We start from the raw sequence: 19,118 nt of genomic DNA on the forward strand, positions 1-19,118 counted from the left end.
GGTGCACGCTGTTCCCGGCTAACGGATTGTGAAGGCCCCGCGCGCTCGTCCTTGCTGGGCGGCGCTTACTGTTTGCCGACCCTGAAGCAGCCGGCGAAATATGCGAATCGCCATGTAGTTACAGCTCGGTCGTTACCCACCACTTACGGTCCAAGACTTCTTGAGCAATGCGCTGTCCGTTGACGAGTAGGCGGTGTGCCCGGTCGCGTTGATCGTCCTGGAGCCACTTGACTGCCTGCCGTGCGAGCTCTTCCGGGGCGGGGGCATTAGGTCTGCCTGTTCGATCGCGGGAGGGATCGAGCATAGTGTTGTAGGCGGCGCGAAGCGGCTGAGGCTCGGGGAATCCGAGCGCATTGAGGTTGGCGGCTAGCGTTTGCGGTATGTCGAGGCCGTCGATATCCAGGTCGCCGGCGTAGACGATGCGCTCGGGAGCCGCGCGAAGCTGTAGGTGGTCGGCCAGGGCGATGACCGGTTCGGCCTGGGCCGCCTCCCACCCGTTGCCGAAGGCGATTGCGGCGAAAGGGCCGGGCGACTGACGTAGAGCGCGCCAGGCGGAGTCGAAGGTGGCCTGGTTTTCGACGATGAGCAGATCGCCGCCGGCGGCGAGGCGGGCTGCACGCAGCGGGGCGACGGGGCGTTCGTAGGCGAGATCCTGTGGCTTCAGGCGCCCGGGGGCGAAGATGCTGCTCGGCTCGATGCGAGCGAGGGTCTTCTCGTCGTTGAAGATGCTGAGTGAGCGCTCTTCCCGGGCGAGTATGGCGGGTTGTTCGCCGAGGTGCTCCAGCAGCCAGCTATTGATCTGCTGGAGCGCAGCGCGCAGGGCCGTCGGCGGCTTGCACGTTCGCAGCCACGTGCCGATCCAACGCGAGATGATGGGCACCCAGCTGGTTGTGCTCATGTCGATGGGAGGGACTTTGCCGGAGATGTCGGCGATGATGACGACCCATCGGGGCAGAGGAGGTAGCGCGGCATGGTCCCACAAATGTCGTGAACGAGGTGTTTCCACGGCTGCCTGTTTGACGAGTTCGTCAATGGCGTTGCTGAGCCGTTGGCGGGCACCGGGTCGGGTGGCGGCGTGCGCTTCAATGGTGGCCTGCATGGTCAGCAGGGTGGTGAGGGAGGCCCGGGTGCGGCCCGCGTCGATGGCGTGGGCCAGTAGCCGTGCCTGCAATGCGGCGGCGAGCGTGGTTGCCGGGGTCACGCGAGTTCGTCTACTTCTACATCGAGTGCAGCGCCGGAGTTGTCGGGGTCGCTCGTCCTGAGCATCGGGTCGGTGATGCTGATCCTGGCGGCGGCCGTGTCGAGGATGACCGGTGCTGTCGTTGCGACGAGGGGTTCACGTCGGAGCTGTCTCGGGAGGTCTGCGGCGACGGCCGCTTCGGGTACGACCAGGACTCGTTTGCCCGCCTCCTGGACCTTGAGCTGTACCCAATTGGAGAACACGCTGAGTGCGTGCGAGTCGCGTGACGCGGTGAGCAGGATGAGCTGGACGCGCAGCCCGCGGGCCACTTGGCGGATGAGGCGCAGCAAGGACGGTTCGACAACTTTGGCGAAGATGTTGTCGATGATCAGGAACGTTTGTTCCTTCCGGCTCGGGTTGCGCATCGAGAGCATGAGCGCGGCGATGATGACGGCCATGGTGACGCCTTCGCCGCCGGAGGTGCGCATGGCGATTTCTTCCATGGGATAGTGCTTGCCGTCGAACGGCACCTTCGGGATGAGGACTTCCGCGCGCAGGTTCGGGGTGATCGCTTCGACAAGCGCTTCAAGAGGGGCCGGCTTCCGACTTGGGCGTCTGCTCGTTGGTGCCTCCTCAGGTTTGATCATGACTTCAAGGGCGTCCCGGACCAATCTCTGCCGGTTGTCACGGCTCGACTCGCTCCACTGTATTTTCAGGAACTCTTGGCCGGACCACACACCGAGCCGGTCGTCAGTGGGGAGTTTGGATCGGCTCGCGATGGTGCGGATCTTGCTGCGCATTGACTCGACGGTGTTGCTGACGACCTGTGTGGAATGGTCGAGTTCGGTACTGAAGTTGCGGAGTTCGGCTTGGACGGCGGCGAGGCGCTGACTGGCGTCGTAGTCGTTGGAGGTTGCGTTATCGATCAGTTCGGCCAGCGGTGAGGACTTGAGTCGGCTCACGATGGTGCCGGAAGCCTTACCGGGTGCGTTGACGCTGCACTCGCGCAGCTTCTCCGCCAAGGCGTGGGCCTGGCCTTCGGCCGTTTGGCATTGCCGTTCGACGTGTTCGATGGCCTCGATGACACTGGTGACGAAGCGCTCGAGGTCGTCGGCGCTGAAGCGGTCGAGACCGGCAGCGAGGCTCAAGGGGTTGGCGGCTAGTTTGGCCTCATCCAGAGCCTCGTTCATCCAGCGCAGTCGAGTGACGACCGGATGGGTGGTGTCGAGCGAGGCGCTCGTCTCCCACAGCAGATCGTCGAGGCTGACGGGCTGTCCGAGCTTGCCTGACTGGGCCAGGGATTTACCGGCCGCGGTGAGGTTGGCGGCGAGGCGGTCTTTAACGGTCGAGGCGAAAGCGGTGAGCCGGTTTTGGAGTACGGTCGCCTGGTCCAGGGTCTGCTTCGCCTCCCTCATGCTCTCTTTGGCAGTGGCGATCAGCTGCTGGACCTCCTCCAGGTGGTGATTCGTGGTGGTCAGGTCAGGCGAGTGCCATTGAACGTCGAGCGGTGACTGCGCGCCCTTCTCTCCGCGCGCCGCGTTCCACGCGGTCTTGGCGGCCTGGTGGCGTTGTTGGGCGGCGCCTCGCGCCTCGATGAGGGCGCGGACCAGTCGCTCGGCCTGTTTGTCGGCGCGGTCCCATTCGACCAGGGACGTGTGCGGGGCTTGGTGGAACATCGCTCGTGCCTGCTGCTGAGCGGCCTGGCTGAGTCTGCCGAGAGCGGCCGAGCACTCCTCCATTCTTTCCTGCGCCGTACTGATGCGGGAGCGTAGGTCGGCGTCAGTCACGAGTCCCTGGTATTGCTGGTTCAGGTCACGGAGGCGGCTGTCGAGGGCGTCGCGAGGTAGTTCGAGCAGGCCGGGTTCAGGTTCGGTCGCCTCTCCGGGATGAGCCGAGAGGATGTCGTTGACGATGGCCAGCCGGCGATGCAGTTCGCTGGTCTGGACGGCGAGACCCCGGCGCTGCTCCGCGAGGCCGCCGGCGCGGTTACGGATCTCTTGCCGCTCGTCCTCGTGCTCACGCTGGTTGTGTGCGGCTTGGTCACGCCGGCGGCGGGCATCTTCTTCAATTTGAGTACGCTGGTCTTCGCCCGCGTCGAACTCGGCCAGCGGTCGGACCTTGCGTTCGGCTTCCTCGGCCCGCTCCGCGCGGGCGCGCTCGTCGTCGCCGTCCTTACGGTGCTTCTCTGCCTGCTCGCGGGCGTCCTGCGCGTCCTCGAACAGCTGCTTCTGCTTCTCGGCGAGTTCCGAGCGGGCGAGCCTCTGTTGCTCGATCTGCTCACGAAGTCGATCGGCGCCGCCTTGACCGATCTCGCTCGTCCACCGGTCGAGCTCTCGCATCAGGTGCTCACCGGTGACGATGGTCGTTTCGGCCTCGTCACGGCTTGTCAACGCGGTGTCGAGTTCCTGCTCGACACGTGTGACGGCTTCCTGGCCGGCCTGCTGGTCCCAGAGCGCGGCATCGGGAAGCACGACGGTCCGCCGATCACCGCTCGTGCCGTTGAAGAACGAAGCGCCGCAGGCCACGACGACGGGGCCGGGTACGGAGATCGCGTGTTGATTCGCGTCGAGCCACTTCTCGACCTCGGCGAAGTCGTCCTCGATGGGTACGACGATGCCGTCGGCAAGCTCGGGGTGGTTGCGCAGTAACGAGGTGGCCTTGTCGGGGGCGATGCGAGACAGCCAGGTCCAGCCGGGTACGGCGCCGCGGCCGGTGTGGTGTTGCAGTTGATTGACGAGTTCGTCGACTTCGGGTCGGGCGGGTAGCAGCTGGCTGGCCTGCAGTGCCTGGACGTTGCGTTCGAGCTGGCTGACGCGCACGGCACGGGTTCGGGCGGTGGCGCGTGTTCCGACGAGGCGGGCGCGGATGTCGGCGTGGATGATGTCGGCGTGTTCGTCGAGGTCGACGCGGTCGATCTCGACCACCCCTGATGCGGTCACCTCGTTGGTGAGGCTGTCGGTGCGCCGCACGATCTCAGCCAGGCTGTTCTCGTTCGTGGTGATCTGGTGTGCGGCCGTGTCGAGGTCGACTTGGAGTCGGTGGGCTTGCTGGGTGGCTGCCTTGGCACCGTTGTCATACCGGGCGGCCTGCTGACGGTTCGAAGTGATGTTGCTACGGGCCGCTTCGGCGGTCTGCCGGTATCGTGTGACGGCGCGATGGGCCGGCTCGTCGGTCTCCAGGGACCCGTCGTCGCGAAGCCCTTGCCGGAGGATCTTGCCGTCGGCACGTTGCTCGGTGACTTTTTCCAGGTCGGCGCGGGCCTCGGCTTTGAGCACGGTGCAGGCCGTGATCGCTGTGTCGAGGACCTTGAGCCGGCGGGCATCGGTCTGTTCCTGGGAGTCGAGCCGGCCGTCGCTCTGGGCCAAAGCCGCGATCTCGTCTTCGAGTCGGTTGGTGAGTAGTTGCGCCGTGGTCGCGAGGTCGCGCCGCAGCGGCGCCGCCTCACGGACCTTGTCCTGCAGTTGGTCGAGGGCAAGCTGCTGGTCCTGTGCGGCAACGGCATGCTGGGCCAGTTGAATGCAGCCCTTGGCCGCTTCAAGCACGCCCTCCGCGGTGGTGACCTCCTCGTCTGCGGTCTTCGCCCCCAGCGCCGCTTGGTCGACTTCCTGCTGGCATCGACGCAGGATCAACGCGGCCCGCTGCCCTTCGAGGTGCTTCTGCCGGCGGTCTGCTGTATTCCGGGCGGTCGTGGCGGCGCCGTGGACCTGGTTGACGTGGGTTGTTGCGGTGTCCGCCGTCGCGGTCCACTGCTCGACGAGCCGGGTGGTGTCGGCCCACTGCGTCAACGCTGAGGTGCGTGCTGTCTGCTGCTTCTTGAACAGGTCGGCCGCGGCGGCGAGCGGCTCGGTGTATCGGCGAGCGGCCGTGAGGAACGCTTCGGTGGCCTCATCCACCTCCTGATTGGCGACCTTCACCTTGAGTCGCGTGATCTCGCGTGCCACCGTCGTAAGGTCTTTCGGGTCGGCCAGCACGTTGATCAGGCTGTTGAGGAATGTGCGGCTGCTGTCGTAGGTGAAGATGCGGTCGGCCGCTCCTTCGTCGAGGTTCATCTGCAGGAGGAATCGCCGGAGAAAATCGAGGTCGAAGCCGCGGCTCGCCAGTTCGACCGCCCACTTGCCCTGATCGTCGGTGTGAGCTAGTTGCAGGGTGGGGTCGCTGTTCTTGGACGCGATGAGGTGGTCGAGGAAATCGGTGTGAGACATGGGGCGGCCGTCGGTGCCGCGGACGGGCAGGGTGTCGAACGTCAGCGCGTCGTTGGTCTGGAAGCAGAAGAACAACTCGCTGGCGCGGTCCTGCGCTTCGCTGTCGCGCCAGGCGGCGTATCCGACAATCAGCCGCGGTGCCACCCCGAACAGGTTCTCGGCGGTTCCCGCGATGGCGTGTTCACAGATGACGTAGGTGGTTGATCCGGCGGGGATGTAGTGCTCGAACTTCTTCTGCTCGCCGGCCTTGCCCTGGTGCCGGATGGCGAGTTTGGCCAGGAACTTGTCACGGTGGGGCTCGTAGGCGTGCAGCCACATCGCGATGATGGTGCTCTTGCCGCCGCCGTTCTGCAGCTTGATGACGGTGTCGTCGGGCTGGCCGTTGGTGCGCAGATCGATGATCAGGTCGGCGAAGCGAGGGCGTTCGATACCTACGTTGACGAGGCGCAGCCGAGTGGGGGCAAGCATCTGTCGGGCTCCCGGGTGACGAGTCAGGCGTTGGTGGGGCGCAGCGCCTCGAACAGGGGGTTCATCAGAAAGTCGGGGAACTGGGCGAGCAGCCGTCGCCGGATTCGGTAGTTCTTATGTTCTGCGGGGCTGTCTGGGGTGAGGTCGCTGACGAATCCCAGTTGCTGCAGTCCGTCCAGCGTCTGGTAGACGAGATAGGTGGAGGTGGTACGGGAGGTGCGCTTGACCGCGCCGCCGTAGGTGGTTCTGCTCAGCCACAACGACCACATCGGGAGTTCCTGGTCGGGGGTGCCGGCCGCGACGTCAGGCGCGTTGGCCTTCTGCCGCTCGCAGAATTCCCGGATGTACTCCTCGAGTTGCAGGACCGAGACCGAGGGCACCGCCCGGTCGGTGTCATTGAGCGTCGCCTCCAGATCGACACCGGCGGGGAACTGCATGGCGAGCAGGGCGACGATGGTCAGCATCCGGGCTGCGCGGTCTACGGAGTCATCGCTCCTGTTCCACGGCAAATCCGGTGCCTTTCCCGGCCAGGACCAAGGGCTGCCCGAGCGGGGGAACAGCACCAGCCCGATGGTCTCGTTGGCGTCCGTGACCTCGCACTCAGCGCCACCGAGGACGGCATCCACGGCGTCGCGGAAGTCCGGGTTCATCACGTACTCGTGGATCAGCCGGCGGTACTCGGCGCGGTCTCCGCTGGCCCCGGGGGTCATGGCTATGTTGGTGCCGAAGGCGATGAGTCGGCCGACCTCTTCGAAAGAGATCATTGGTCCCCTCCTGCAGCGGCTGGTACGGGTTGCAAGAGAAGGTCGTCGCCCGCGATACCGGGCAGGCTGAGCGGCGTGTGGTCATTGATCACGCGGATCCGGTCGGGATCGAGCAACTCCCGCTGTCTCGCCAGGACCGCGATCGTCAGGTCGTCGGCGGCTTCTGTGGCGTGCGGCGGAGCGAACGCGGTCAGAGTGACCAGACACACCAGGTGCGTCAATGTGGCGTGCTCGCCGGTGCGGCACAGATCAGGATGATCGTGGACCGCCCGAGTCAAGAGCTCTGACAGGCGCGTCGGCTGATCGACTGCGCGGAACAACTCGCGCAGGCAGTTGAGCGTCTCGTCCCGGATCCACGGCACCGGCGCGACGATGTCGTCGATCTCGAACGGGTTGTCGACTGGAGCCGGCGTGACGCGGCGGACTTTGGGCGCCGTTCGTTCGACGAGTTCGAGGGCGGACGGCACACGGGGCCGGCGGACGCCGAGCGCCAGCGCGCATACCGGTTCCAGGAGTGTTTCGAGGGCGCCGGCCTTCATACCGATGAGCGGGGCGAACAACGTCTTCTCGGGGTCGTGCAGGTTGCCTCGGTAACGCGTCCACACCTGCCGATCCTGTTCTTCGGCGAAGACTTGATTCACCTGGCTGACCTCGTGCAGGACGTCGGACAGGTCGTCGTAGCGGCGTTCGAGTAGCGCTTCGGTCTCGCGCATCTGCTGTTCGCCGGGCTGGTCGGGTTCGAGGCGCTGTTGCACGCGGTGTTTGAAGTCGCTCGTGGTCTTCAGCTGCTCGCCGAGCACCTGCATGATTCGTTCCATCGTTGGTTGTACGTCGTGGACGTAGTCCACCGAGCGCACGTCACGGCGAATCTGCTTGATTTGGTCGCGGATGCGCTCGAGCAGCGCGTTAAGCGTCATGTGCTGGCGCCGTACTGTGGCGACCACTTCGTCGACGTCACCGCGGGCCAGCTGCCGGTCGGCGATGAAGTTCTCCGCCGCGTTCTGGTCCTCGAGATCGAGGGTGTAGAGGCCTTGGAACATGTTCACCGCACGAGCGTCGGCCTTCACCGTCGGCACCGCGTCCTCGCCGCCGACCAGGTACAAATACTCCAACGGCTTCTGCAGCCGCTGATAGCTTTCGCCGGTCCAGTCACCGTAAAAGTCGATGAACGCCTGCCCACCGGTGGAGCGGCCGTGCATCAGGTCAACCACGGCCGTCACGACCTCCCGGTGCTCGGCATCGGGCCGGCCCGCCCCGGCACGCTGCGCCAGAGGCAGCAGCTCGTCGATCAGCTGCTCGCGGGTCCACCCTCCGGCAAGGCGACTAGGCTCGACGACCAGGTACAACGCGGCGAGCGCGATCGTGGGCGGGTCGTACACGTTCCAGTCGCCGTGGTTGTTGACCAGGTTCTGCAGTCGTACGGCAAGCGCAGCGATCATGCCGAATGATTGACGCTGGCGTGGCTGCCATTGGCGGACGAACTCCTCGAGTGCTGGTTTCACCGCAAGATCACCTGCCCGACGCTCGGTAGGTGATGATCCTCCGGGCCGCCACGCGCGTGCGGCGTTGATGAGGACCGTTGGGCTACGGCCGGCCGAGAGGGCGAATCAGCAGCGCCGGCGGACAATGCACGCCTGCGTCGGCGATGGGTGGGGGTGTCGCCGCGAGTGGTGGTGGCGTTGATGTCGGCTACCTCCGTCCGGATGCGGATGCTTGCTGATCTTGGCTGCGCCTTGGCGCCGTTTGCTGGCGCAGTCGGTGGTGGTGCCTGCGGTCAGGTGTGTAGCGGCCCAGCGCCGGGGTCGTCGGCGAGTTCGAGTAGTTCGGCGTCGGTGGCCCAGCGCACGGTGCTTCCCGCGGCGGTGTTGGAGACGCGGAGCAGTGCTGGAACGTGTTGGGCCACGGCGAGCATGTGGCTGATCACGACGACGAGGCGGCCCGCGGCGACTTGGGTGGACAAGGCATCCAGAGCGTAGGTGAGGGCGGTCTGGTCAAGGCTGCCGAAGCCTTCGTCCAGGAAGAGGGATTCGGCTTTCCCGCCGCTGCTGCTGGCTTGTTCGACCACGGCGAGGGCGAGCGCGAGGCTCGCCTGGAACGTCTCGCCGCCAGAGAGGGTCTTCACGTCGCGAAGGCTGCCGGTGTGGGCGTCGAAGATTTGGAAGTCAGGGCCGAAGGCGAACCGGCCGAGGGTCATGCCGCGGATGATCGCGGTGGCGGCACCGAGCAGAGTCTGCTGTCGCTCCTGGACAACGGCGGCGCCGAATTTTCCGTTGCCGAGCAGGTCGATCAGTGCGGTGAGTCCGTCAAGGTGCGGCTGGGTGGACTGGATGCGGCGTACCAGGTCGTCCATCACCGGGATTTGGGCCAGTGCGGTGTCGTATGTCTCCACGGCGATGGCCCGGCGCCCGACGGCGTCGTCGTACGCGGTGCGGATGGGCTTACCGCCGGTCGGCGCGTTGCTGGTGATGGCGGCTGCTTCGTCGGCGAGCCGTTCGAGCAGTGAGCTGATATGCCCGGTCCGGGCCCGGCCGGCGTCGAGCGCATCCTTCGCGAGGTCCTTGAGGTCGGCCGCCCATTGGGCTTGTGCGGCGAGGTCGGCGGTGAGATCGAGTTGGGTGGCGGGCGGCGTTTGCAGCAACGCCGCGAGGGCGGCGTGGGCCGAGGAGACGTCCAGCATCCGCTGCTGGCTCTGCTTCGCCGGTGTGGTGACCTGATCGGCGCGTTTCTCTACCAGTTGCTCACGTCGCGTCTCCAGCACGTCGATCTCGGTGCTGAGCTGGGTGAGTGTGCTCCATTGCTCGCCCAGACGTAGCCGGTCGGCGGTCGCTTGGTCCCGCAGGCGGGTTACCAGTTCCGTGGTGGGTTGTTCCGGGCGGTATTCAGCCGGGATCTGCTGCATGAGGGTCGTGATCCTCTTGTGCAGCGCCGCCACCTGGCTGTGGACCTCTTTCAGCTGGGCGGTACGACCGGCAATGTCCTTGTCGATGGCCCCGACGATTGCGGCGGCTTTCGCGGCGTTGTCGCGGATCTCCTCGAGGTGCGTGGCTTTGGCCGTGGTCTGCTCGCGGGCGGCCGTGAGGAGCTCGATATGTGGTGCGAGGTTGTGATCGTCGTGCCGGTCGAGGTCGATCGCGCCGAGCTGCTGCGTGAGGACCGTGAAGGCGGTGCGCGCCTGCTCGGACGCGTCTGTGAGCTGGGCGGCTTTCTGCTCGGCGACCGTGTAGGTCTCCCGTTCCTTGCTCAGTGCCGCCGTGGTCAGGTCGGCTTCGCGCTTCGCGTGGGCTCGGGCCTTCTTCACGGCTTGTTCGGCGTCGTGCAGGCCCGGCGCGTGCGGAGGTGCAAAGCCGTCGGGCAGTTCGTGGTCGCAGATCAGGCAGGCGTCGCCCGGCTGCAGGCCGGCGGCGGCGTATGCGGCGGCGTTCAGGCGTTTCTGCCCCTCAAGCGTTTCCTCCGCCGCCGTCACCGCCTGATGGGCTTCCTCCTCGGCGGCGCGTTGCTGCTCCAGCTTCTCCGCCGCGGCTGAGTGGTCGGATCGCCGGTCGCGCAGTTGCTGGGTGAGCTGCGAGACGCGAGTAGTCAGGTCACGAACGTCGCGCAGGGCAGCGCGCCACGCATCAAGTTGTCTGTCGAGGTCGCCTTCACGGTCCGCGGCGTCCTTCCGGTCCTGCTCGGTGTCCTTGCGCAGCATGGCGAGCTTTCCGGCTTGCTCCCGTGCGCCGGATGCCCCAGACTCCGCTGCTCGCAGCTCGGCGGTCTCGGTGTCGTAGCGGGACCTGGCGTCGGCCTCGCGCTCGATCAGTTCGCCGAGTTGGCCGAGCCCGGTAGCGGCGGTCGCGGGCACATCTGCGAGCGGACCGCCTGGCCTGCGGTCTCCGAGGTGGGTAAGGAGATCGTCGCGCTGCTGACGCAGGGGGATCAGCTCGGCGACGAGGGCACCGTCCATCACGGCGATGGTGTCATCGAGTTCGGCGAGTTTCTTGAGCTGCTCGGGTGCGCCGGTTTCCATGATCGATGCGAGTTTGCCGATCAGCTCCAGCAGCCGCGTGCGTTCGTTCTCGGCGTCGGCGCGGCGCGTGTCGATGTCGGCGAGCTGCTCTTGGGCCGCCCCGAGCTGTTTGATCTGCTCGTCGGCCTGCCCGATCTGGGTGGCGGCCTGGGTCGCGGCGGCGCGCGGGTCCTGGATCAGAGCGGCTTTGCGCTCACGGAGTTTGTGCAGCCGGGGGACGAGTGCGTCGCGGCGGTCGCGGGCCTGTCGGCTGATGGTGTCGAGGATGTCGAGGCCGAGCAGGCCTTTGAGCATGTGCGCCCGTTCAGCAGGCGAAGCGTGCAGCAGCTGTTCGAATTTGCCCTGCCGCAGGAGCACCGCGCGGACGAAGGTCTTTTGGTCGAGCCCGATGAGCTGCTGGATGCGGGTGTTGGTGGCGTCTCGGCCGAGCCGCGTCTCCGAGCCGTCGACTGCCTCCAGCCGGTGGTGGGAGTTGGTCGACTTCTTCGACAGTCGTCGGCTGACCTTCCACTCTTTGCCGCGTGCTTCGAAGACGAGTTCCACGGCGAGCGTGCCGTCGCCGCCATCGGCGATGAGCACCTTCGGGGTGGGAGCTTCGAAGGTACACGCCCCGAACAGGGCGAAATTGATGGCGATGAAGATCGAGGATTTGCCGGCGCCGGTCTCGCCGGTGATCCCGACGAGTGTGTGGTCGCGGAAGTCGATGTGCTGCCGGCTGATGTAGGACCGTAGGCCGGAGAAGGTGAGTTCAAGCGGTCTCATGCGACACCCGCCGTCTGATCGTCGGTGAGCAGCGCGTCGACGGCGAAGCAGGGGTCGCGGTCCTCGTTGTCGGCGGCGAGGAACTCGCCCATGATCGCCATCACCGTGTCGATCGCAGCGGTGCGGGTGTCGGTCTGCTGGAGGTAGGCGCCGAAGGCGTCCAACAGCGGCCGCTGGGCGGTAGCGGTGCCGGGTTCGACCACGAGCGCGGCACCCTGGGTGCCGGCGACACGCTGTTGCACGTCCAGGACGGTGGCGCGTCCGAGCAGGTCATGGACGCGTTGCGCGAGTGCCGGGTCGTGGGTGTCGGTGTGCACTGTCGCAAGGCATAGGGCGTCGCCGATCACGGCGGCCTGGGATTGCAGATCCGCGAAGCTGCCCTCGAATCGGAACAGGGCTCGGCCACCCCGCAGCGGGATCGCCTCGCAGCGCGCGGGCATGCCGGGCTCGAGCGTGACCAGCGTGACGCTCTTGCGCTGGCCGGCCTCACCGAAGTCCAGCGGGATCGGCGAGCCCGCGTACCGGCCGGTGACAGGGCCGGGCAGGTCCTGCGGGTCGTGGATGTGGCCGAACGCGGCGTAGTCGACCGGCGGGATGGTCGCGGGGTCGCAGGCGTAGTCGTCGCTGCAATGCCGGGCACGCTCACTACCGGAGAGACCGGCGCCGGTTACATGCAGATGCGCTGCGAAAACCGTCAGCTCGCGCCGCGGGTCCAGGCCCGCCGTCAAGCCGGCGGTGATCCTCGCCTGCAGGTCGGCGATGCGGGCACGGTAGGCGCCGGCCCATCGGCGAGGGTCGTCGAAAACGTCGACGCCACGTTCGGCGGACACGAACGGCAGCGCGCCGATCCGCAGTGTGTTGCCGTCCCGGCCGGGCAAAACGAGGTGGTCACCGCCGATGCCGAGCGGCTTGTTGACGAAGTAGAGCCGGTTGAGGCGTCCGAGCCGGTCGAGGTAGCGCAGCAAGCTGAAGTTGTCGTGGTTGCCCGCGACCACGATCGTGGGGGCGATCGCCGCGAGTTCGGCGAGAGCGTCGACGACCCGCTCGATCTCGGCGTGGCTGACCTTGGAGTGGTCGATCAGGTCACCGGAGTTGATGATCGCGTCGGGCCGGACGTCCCGGGCGATTGCGATGAACTCGGTGAGGGCGTCGTCGAGGTCGGCGGCGCGGGACTGGTTGTACGTGGTCCGTCCGGCGTGCCAGTCGGAGGTGTGTAGCAGTTGCATGGGATCGGGGCCCTTTCGCGAAGGGGACGTGCGCTGACGTCAAAGGGGGATCGGGCGTTAGCCGAGGCCGCGGATCCGGTGGTCGGCGAGGTGGGCGAGGACGGCTTGATTGGCTTCCCAGCCGTCGGGGAACTTGTTGAACGCTCTGAGGTGCATCGGCTCGGTGGACGGGTGAGCGTCCAGGAGTTCTGGGATGCCCTGGCGTCCCACGACGATGCAGGCATGCCGATGCCGGGAGGTCAGGACGCACAGGCGACCGGACTCGAGGTGAAATGCGGTGGCGTCGATGCGACCGGACAGCGGGTGCAGGATGACGGTGATATCGAACTCGGCACCCTGCAGCCCGTTGGCGGTGTCCACGCGGATGCCGGTTGCGCCGCGGGTGCGTAGTTCCCGGCGCAGCGCGGCGACTTGGTCGCGGTGCGCCGCACCGACGGCGATGCGGTCAGGGGTCAATGGCCGTCCGCCGCGGGCGTGTTCGCAATACGTTTCCGTGCCACGTTGCAACAGGCGGGTGGCGATGTCCGCCGTCGCCGCGACCGCCTCCTCGTCGGTGCGCAGCGTGTTGCGGTGCGGCAGCTCGTAGAAGCCCCAGCCGGTCTCGGCCGCCAGCGCAATCACCTCGTCCACCGGAGTCGGCCGCAGTCCCGCCACGCGCATGACGACGTTGCGGTCTGCGTAGCCGGCGCCGGACCGGAAGGGGGTGAACGGGTAGAACGCCTCCCGGACGACCCCGGCCGCGCTCGGCGGCAGCCGCCAGGACAGGGGCAGATGGTGCGGCGTGATCTCCGGGTTGTTTCGTAGCAGTACGGCGACCGCGCTCTGCATGGGATCCCACGGCAGGCCGGCCCACCGCTCGCCCTCGACCGGGGAGAACGGGTCCAGCTGCCCGGGATCGCCGACGAACAGCATCCGCTCGAACAGCGCGGCGATGAGCAGCAGCATGTCGGAACGCATCTGATACGCCTCGTCGACGATTGCCCACGGCAGCTTTCCGGCCGTCTCGGCCCGGCTCCACTTCGCTGCCGTTCCGACCACGACGCGGCAATCGCCGAGGGCGTCTAGGCGGTTGCCGACCTGCACGTTCGGTAGCTCCACAGAGGCGGGCGGACGGTAGTTGTCGCGGGTGAGGCGGCCGATCAGGAGGTGCGGCAGCCGCGCGGCGATCTTCGCGGTGAGGTCGTCGACCTGCGCGTTGGTCTGGGCGATGACCATGATCGGCTCGCCGGCTCCGGCGATCTCCGCTGCCGTTCGGACGACGAGCGTGGACTTGCCCGCCCCGGGCGGCGAGTCGACGACCACCCCTGAGCGTCGGGGTTCGGTGAAATCAGCAATGATCTCGGCGGTGCGGGCCTCGGCGAGCTGCTGCGGTGTTGTCACGACCAGTCCTCCACCGCGTCCTCCGGAACGGGAACAGGTTCCGGCGGCGGCCCGCCGTGGGTCCACGGGATGTTCTCCCGCGTGGGCCAGGCCCGGCCGCGACGCACGAACGTGTCGGCGAGCGTTGTGTAGACCACGTTGTCCCCGACGGCCGGGACGGATCCTGGTTCAGGTTTCCGGCCGCGACCCATCTTGTCCTGCAGTTCGAGTTCGATCATCCAGCCGTCGCTGGTCTCGTCGAGTTTGGTGATGAGCGCCCGCTGCCCGTTGCGGCTCGGGTCGTGCACTTGCTGTCTCTTGTCGAGACGTACCGGGTCTGTGGTGGTGACGGTGACCAGGGGCCGTGTAACGGATCGTTGCGCGCCGGGTACCCGACGATCGGGGTCGCTCGCAACGACCTCGCCGGCGAACGCCTCGCCGGCGAGCCGGTAGTCGGCGAGGACCAGCGGGTCGTCGTAGGCGCGCTCGGCGTCGAAGCTAGCCAACCGCTGTTCCATCTCGGCGAGGCGCTGTGCGGCGCGTACCGCGTTGTCGCGCTTGGCCTGCGGGTATCCGCCGTTCGTGACGTAGTGATGAAACGCGGTGAAGCGGTCACGCTGCCGCTCCCATCGGCGGGCCACTCGCGCTGCCGGTGACTCCGCCCGCAGCAGGTCGATGGACTGCCACACCAAATCCCAGGTGGGCCGCATCTGTTCCACGAGCATGCCGGTCAACCGGTTGAGGATCTGCCGCCTGGCTGGCTCAGTCGCCGCTGAGGCTAGATCGTGCAGGGTGGGCTGTAGGAATAGCCGATCGAAGGTGGGGTCGGTCGCCGGGCCGGCCGGCGGGCACACGGCCGGATCCTCGGCTCGGCGCGCGGCATCGATGACGGCCATGCCGGGCGGCGGCGCTAGCCAGGCCATCAGCGCGGCGAGGTTGCCGTCCTCGACGTCGCTCTGCCCGGTCGCCCACACCGCGCTCAACGCTCGGGTGGCCGGCACCAGGACGCAGGAGTCGGCAAACTCGGCCTGCTCCGCCAGCCAGGTGAGCCAGATACCCAATTGCCGCACGGACGGGGCAACGGCCCAGGGGCCCTCACTGGAACGGAACCGCGTCATACGCCCCAGCAACCGGACGTAGTCGATGCCAGCCGGGTTGGGCACCCACACCTGAGGCGCCTGGGTTGCCCGTACCGACAGTTCCGATCTGCGGGTGTCGACTCGCTGTGTGGTCGCTGCCATCGAGGCGATCGGGAACAGCAGATGGCCGGCGAGACGTTCCGCGAATCGAAGCCGTTCGGCTCGTTCGCGCGGCTGCCGCGTAACGATGACCTCTGGCCGCCCGGGGTCAGAGCCCACCATCACCGCGAGCGGAGCGTTCGTCTCGCCGGCCAAGATGATCGGCACCATGACGATCGGCTGCTCGGATATGTGTAGGTGGCGATACAGGGTGACACGCTGGGGCGTCTGCGAGCCGGCGGCGAGCACCCGGGCCAGCGAGCTCATCACGGTCACCGCATAGCCCCCAGGGCATGCTGGCGCATCTGGTAAGCGCTCCGAAGCAGACCGGCGGCCTGGCGTTGGCTGTCATCAGGCACCCGGCCGCCGGTCGCCAGCGCGATCGCTTCCGCGATGGAATCGATGCCGCCCAACTCCTCGCGAACCACCCGACCCAGCACCGGCACGGTGCCGTCCGCTTCCGCCCGGCACACCCCCGCCAGCTCGCAACTCTCCAGACAATCCGGTGAATAGCGTGCCGAGACTTGAGCGACAGAGGCGGCAAGATCGTCCGGGCTCCGGGTCGCCTGTCCCGTGTCGTCAAGAACAAGGTCGAAGGTCAAGCCCGGAGGAAGGGCCGACAGCAGGGCTTCCATCGACTCCATGCGGGTGAGGTGACGCCGCAGGGACGCCAGCGGCTTGCGCACGTCGACCAACTCGGCCACGGGTTGGTTAGTGAAGTCTCTGGGACAGACCAAGATCACCTCATGGGAAACCAGCTCCGGTGAGAGCCCGGCGGTTTGCAGCATCTCGCGCATCGCCAGTACGTAGACCGCCGCTTGCTGCGCGGCGGCGGCGACCTTGCCCGGGTCTGCCGTGCCGTCCACGATGGGGAAAGATTTGATCTCGACGATGTGGAAACGGTCGCCGAACTTGAAGGCGATCAGGTCAGGCTCGATGTAGACCCGGACGCCGTTCATGGTGAGTTGCAGGATCGGGTGATCGAACATCGTTCCCACTGGGTCCGATGCTCGCGCCGCTTCCTCCAGGGCGCTCTGTGACCGCCTAAGTCGAGCGCTGATGCGGTCGTCGTCGTCGGCCGGGTTGAGGTCGTGATAGTGCGCCTGGGCAGTCGGCAGATCGAGGTGCCCCCGCAGCAGCCGCAGAAGGTCATTGCCGCCCTCGGCCTTGACTTGCGCTTCGAAGCTCTTTCCGCGGGCCAGCGCGATACTGGACATCTGGCCGACAGTCATGCCGTGGCCGAGCCGATCAGCGATGAGTGCTTTGTTCACGCCGGCGGCGTCCATGAGCGTGCGACGGCGGCAGCCGGGGTTAGCGGCAAGAGCAGCGAGAGTTCGGGCGTTGTGCGGCTTTCGCGGTGCCGCACCACGGATGGCGTTGAGACGGTCGTCGATGACGGTCATCGTGTCCTCTGGAATGACGGGTCCGGTCTTCGCGGCACCGGGCCGCCGATATCGGGGAAGTTGTTAGTCTGCGCTGCGGACGGCCCTGAGCGGTTGAGCACCGAACAGCTGCTGGACGTCGTCGAGCCGACGGCGTGCCGCTTCGGCGGCAGCCTTGCGTTGTGCGCGATCAGAGTCGTCGTGGACGGCCAGCTCGGCTCGCGCAGCCGCAATGATCGCCGCAGGCCTGGCCGAGCCGAACGATTCTGCCGCGCCGGGAATGTTGGTCGCGAACCGCCACAGAAGCGTGCTCGTCTGCGGCCCGGGATCGCCGGTCCGCTCGACGTGCTCGGCAAGCCTGATCGCCCCTGAAAGGAAATCGACCCGCGGGGACAGCGGACCGATCATCCGCCGGTCCAGAGACCACGTGGAGACGGCCAACAACCCCCGCACGCTCACCCACTGGTCCACCGCGAGCGCACTGCACAAGTAGTACGGACGCGCAAAGGGCGCCGACCGAAACGACCGCTCCTCGTCTCGCCGAAGGCTGGTCAATTTCGCGCTGACCAACTCACCGGCGTAGAACGCGTCATGCACCGCGACGATCAGCTTCGGCGCAGCCGGCACCCCCAACAGCGTGAGCACTTGGTGAACCTGTTCCCGCATGGGTAACAGCGACGCACCGGAAGGCAACGGGGCCAGCGGGGCCTGTCCCGTATCCGACCCCTCGATGTCCTGCAGGCCCGTGTCCCATCGCTGCTCAGCCGCGCGAAGCTCAGCCCGAAGTGCAGGAACTTTGGCGCGCTGGCCCGTGGACAGCGCACGGCGGATCTGCGCTCGCAGCCCTGAGATCAGGCCTTCGAGTTCATCCATCGTCTCCGCCACGTGGGAGAAGTTACCACACACTCTCCACTAGATTCCAGTAATTTCCAGCAGGATCCTTCCATGGGAAGTCGATTCGTCACAACCAGGCGCTTCCCTTCGCGCGGTCGCTGGTGCTGGCAGCAAGGGCGACGACCGCCGTCGCTTCGAGATCCACTCGGTGGGGAAGGCGAATGCCGACGGGCGACTGGGGCGCCTTGTCGGCCGGACATTGTGCGAGGCTGGCGAAGCCGACCTGTGTCGATGCGGAACCGTTCAGCCTCATCGGATGGTGGGTTTCGCGCGGCGGGCGGCACCCCGTCGGCCGTACGCTGGCCCGCTGTCTGGGGTGGCGCGCCAGATGCGACCAGCGGTTGTGACCTCAAACATCCGGTGGATGGAGGGCGCCGAGGTGAGGGTCCGCCGGCAGCGCCTCATTGATCTTGGTGCTGTGCTCGCCGTGTGGTCTCCAGCGGAGGTCACCCCGGGTCAATCCTTGCCACTCCGAGCCAACCGGAGTTAATGATCATGGTTGCCGACCCGCCGCGTGTGGTCACCGTGTGGTCGTCGGTCGGGGCGGTTCGCCCGGTCAACGCAGGTCAACGCGGGTCACTCCCTGCCAACGCGGGTGGACCCGGAAGTCGTTGCACTGACCACTCGCGCCCCCGTAGCTCAGGGGATAGAGCATCGGTTTCCTAAAACGCACGCAATTGTTTTCCGTAGGCCGATGACCAGCGGGTTCCTATTTCTGAAGATCAAAAATTGGTCGCAGGGTGGCACTGCTGTGATCGCTTGCTGAAGATTTGCGGGCGCGGCCTCTGGCCTGTTCAGAGTGCGAAGGCGCGGTAATATCCATTGATTGTAGCGACTCTCGTTCTTGTCGACGTTAGCGTCTGAGCGTCAGCGCAAGGGCGTCAGGCGGGCTCTCATGCGCCGCCTCATCGAAGGTGCCTACACTACGGCCCTGTCTAGTTGTGGCTGAGCCCGACAAATTTTGTGATCATCCAAACCGCCCGGCTCCTGGGCGGCGAACATGTCGGGGTGGCACGGACTGATCATGACACTCGGCTCGCCGGACAACCTGCCGCCTGCTGACATGGTTGAGGTCGTGCTGATCGCTGTAACGGAACCGGCCGTCTCGAGCTAATGAAACAGCATGGCGACAAACATGTCCTTCTGCCGGCGACGGTGGCTTTAACGGAGACCGGTCGTCTCCGACCGGTGGAACCTAGGCCACCCCGACGTTGCGCTCGTCGTACTCATCGCTGCAACGGAGACCGACCGTCTCCGGCGCTTCAGCGACCGGGCAGATCGTCAAGACCGAGGCGGCGATCAAGCTGTAACGAAGACCGGCCGTCTCCGGCCGGTGGAGTTTGATGACCGTCCCGTTGGCCCGGCGGACCTTCTTCGTGCTGCAACGGAGACCGGCGTCTACTGCCGGTGGAGCGCGTAGGCGGGGCACTCGGACCGATCGAGGACCGGAGCGCTGCAACGGAGACCGGCCGGCTACGGCCGGTGGAGCGGGTGCGCACCTGCACATGGCCGGTCGTCGGGCGGGTGCCTCAACGGAGACCGGCCCTCTGCGGACGGTGAAGCGCTCACCCGGGTTGATCGGGCGGCCGTCCACGACGCAGCTGCAACCGAGAACGGCCATCTCTGGCCAGGTGGAG

Annotated in this window: 10 protein-coding genes; all 10 read right to left on the reverse strand. The window is 66.7% G+C overall.

What is annotated here, in order from left to right; translation table 11 throughout:
* Nucleotides 1–118: 118 nt before the first annotated feature.
* The 10 genes from ABZU74_RS18185 to ABZU74_RS18230 all read right to left on the reverse strand — a co-directional run bounded on the left by ABZU74_RS18185 (nt 119) and on the right by ABZU74_RS18230 (nt 17,472).
* Nucleotides 119–1,201: a Wadjet anti-phage system protein JetD domain-containing protein gene (locus tag ABZU74_RS18185; RefSeq protein WP_355424838.1), complete on the reverse strand. Its 1,083-nt coding sequence runs from the start codon at nt 1,199–1,201 to the stop codon at nt 119–121.
* A complete protein-coding gene (locus ABZU74_RS18190) occupies nt 1,198–5,850 on the reverse strand; it encodes a hypothetical protein (RefSeq protein ID WP_355424841.1) in 4,653 nt (1,550 codons plus the stop codon). The genes ABZU74_RS18185 and ABZU74_RS18190 overlap by 4 nt, the downstream gene beginning before the upstream one ends.
* 23 nt (nt 5,851–5,873) lie before the next feature.
* Complete coding sequence (locus ABZU74_RS18195) at nt 5,874–6,614, reverse strand: hypothetical protein (RefSeq protein WP_355424844.1); 741 nt, start codon at nt 6,612–6,614, stop codon at nt 5,874–5,876.
* Entirely contained in the window at nt 6,611–8,116 is a 1,506-nt protein-coding gene (locus ABZU74_RS18200; RefSeq protein ID WP_355424847.1) for a hypothetical protein, read from the reverse strand. The genes ABZU74_RS18195 and ABZU74_RS18200 overlap by 4 nt, the downstream gene beginning before the upstream one ends.
* A gap of 272 nt (nt 8,117–8,388) precedes the next feature.
* Nucleotides 8,389–11,382 carry an SMC family ATPase gene (locus tag ABZU74_RS18205; RefSeq protein ID WP_355424850.1) on the reverse strand — a complete coding sequence of 998 codons (2,994 nt, stop codon included), beginning with the start codon at nt 11,380–11,382 and terminating at the stop codon, nt 8,389–8,391.
* On the reverse strand, nt 11,379–12,608 hold the full coding sequence (locus tag ABZU74_RS18210; protein ID WP_355424853.1) for an exonuclease SbcCD subunit D: 1,230 nt from the start codon (nt 12,606–12,608) through the stop codon (nt 11,379–11,381). Before ABZU74_RS18210 ends, ABZU74_RS18205 begins: the two co-directional genes overlap by 4 nt.
* Nucleotides 12,609–12,665: 57 nt before the next feature.
* A complete protein-coding gene (locus tag ABZU74_RS18215; RefSeq protein WP_355425017.1) occupies nt 12,666–13,946 on the reverse strand; it encodes an AAA domain-containing protein in 1,281 nt (426 codons plus the stop codon).
* A gap of 38 nt (nt 13,947–13,984) precedes the next feature.
* Nucleotides 13,985–15,454 (reverse strand): hypothetical protein, encoded by a 1,470-nt coding sequence (locus ABZU74_RS18220; RefSeq protein ID WP_355424856.1) that lies wholly within the window; start codon nt 15,452–15,454, stop codon nt 13,985–13,987.
* Nucleotides 15,455–15,477: 23 nt separating this feature from the next.
* Nucleotides 15,478–16,608 carry a hypothetical protein gene (locus ABZU74_RS18225; RefSeq protein WP_355424859.1) on the reverse strand — a complete coding sequence of 377 codons (1,131 nt, stop codon included), beginning with the start codon at nt 16,606–16,608 and terminating at the stop codon, nt 15,478–15,480.
* A gap of 63 nt (nt 16,609–16,671) precedes the next feature.
* Nucleotides 16,672–17,472 carry a hypothetical protein gene (locus tag ABZU74_RS18230; protein WP_355424862.1) on the reverse strand — a complete coding sequence of 267 codons (801 nt, stop codon included), beginning with the start codon at nt 17,470–17,472 and terminating at the stop codon, nt 16,672–16,674.
* Nucleotides 17,473–19,118: the final 1,646 nt, after the last annotated feature.

It is taken from the genome of Micromonospora sp. NPDC005171 (genome assembly GCF_040608575.1).
In the GTDB taxonomy this organism is placed as follows: domain Bacteria; phylum Actinomycetota; class Actinomycetes; order Mycobacteriales; family Micromonosporaceae; genus Micromonospora.

Bases quoted from the DNA above. Each gene is read 5' to 3' on its own strand.
- ABZU74_RS18205 (WP_355424850.1), bottom strand. From the start codon at position 11,382: ATGAGACCGCTTGAACTCACCTTCTCCGGCCTACGGTCCTACATCAGC.
- ABZU74_RS18190 (WP_355424841.1), bottom strand. From the start codon at position 5,850: ATGCTTGCCCCCACTCGGCTGCGCCTCGTCAACGTAGGTATCGAACGC.
- ABZU74_RS18225 (WP_355424859.1), bottom strand. From the start codon at position 16,608: ATGACCGTCATCGACGACCGTCTCAACGCCATCCGTGGTGCGGCACCG.
- ABZU74_RS18210 (WP_355424853.1), bottom strand. From the start codon at position 12,608: ATGCAACTGCTACACACCTCCGACTGGCACGCCGGACGGACCACGTAC.
- ABZU74_RS18195 (WP_355424844.1), bottom strand. From the start codon at position 6,614: ATGATCTCTTTCGAAGAGGTCGGCCGACTCATCGCCTTCGGCACCAAC.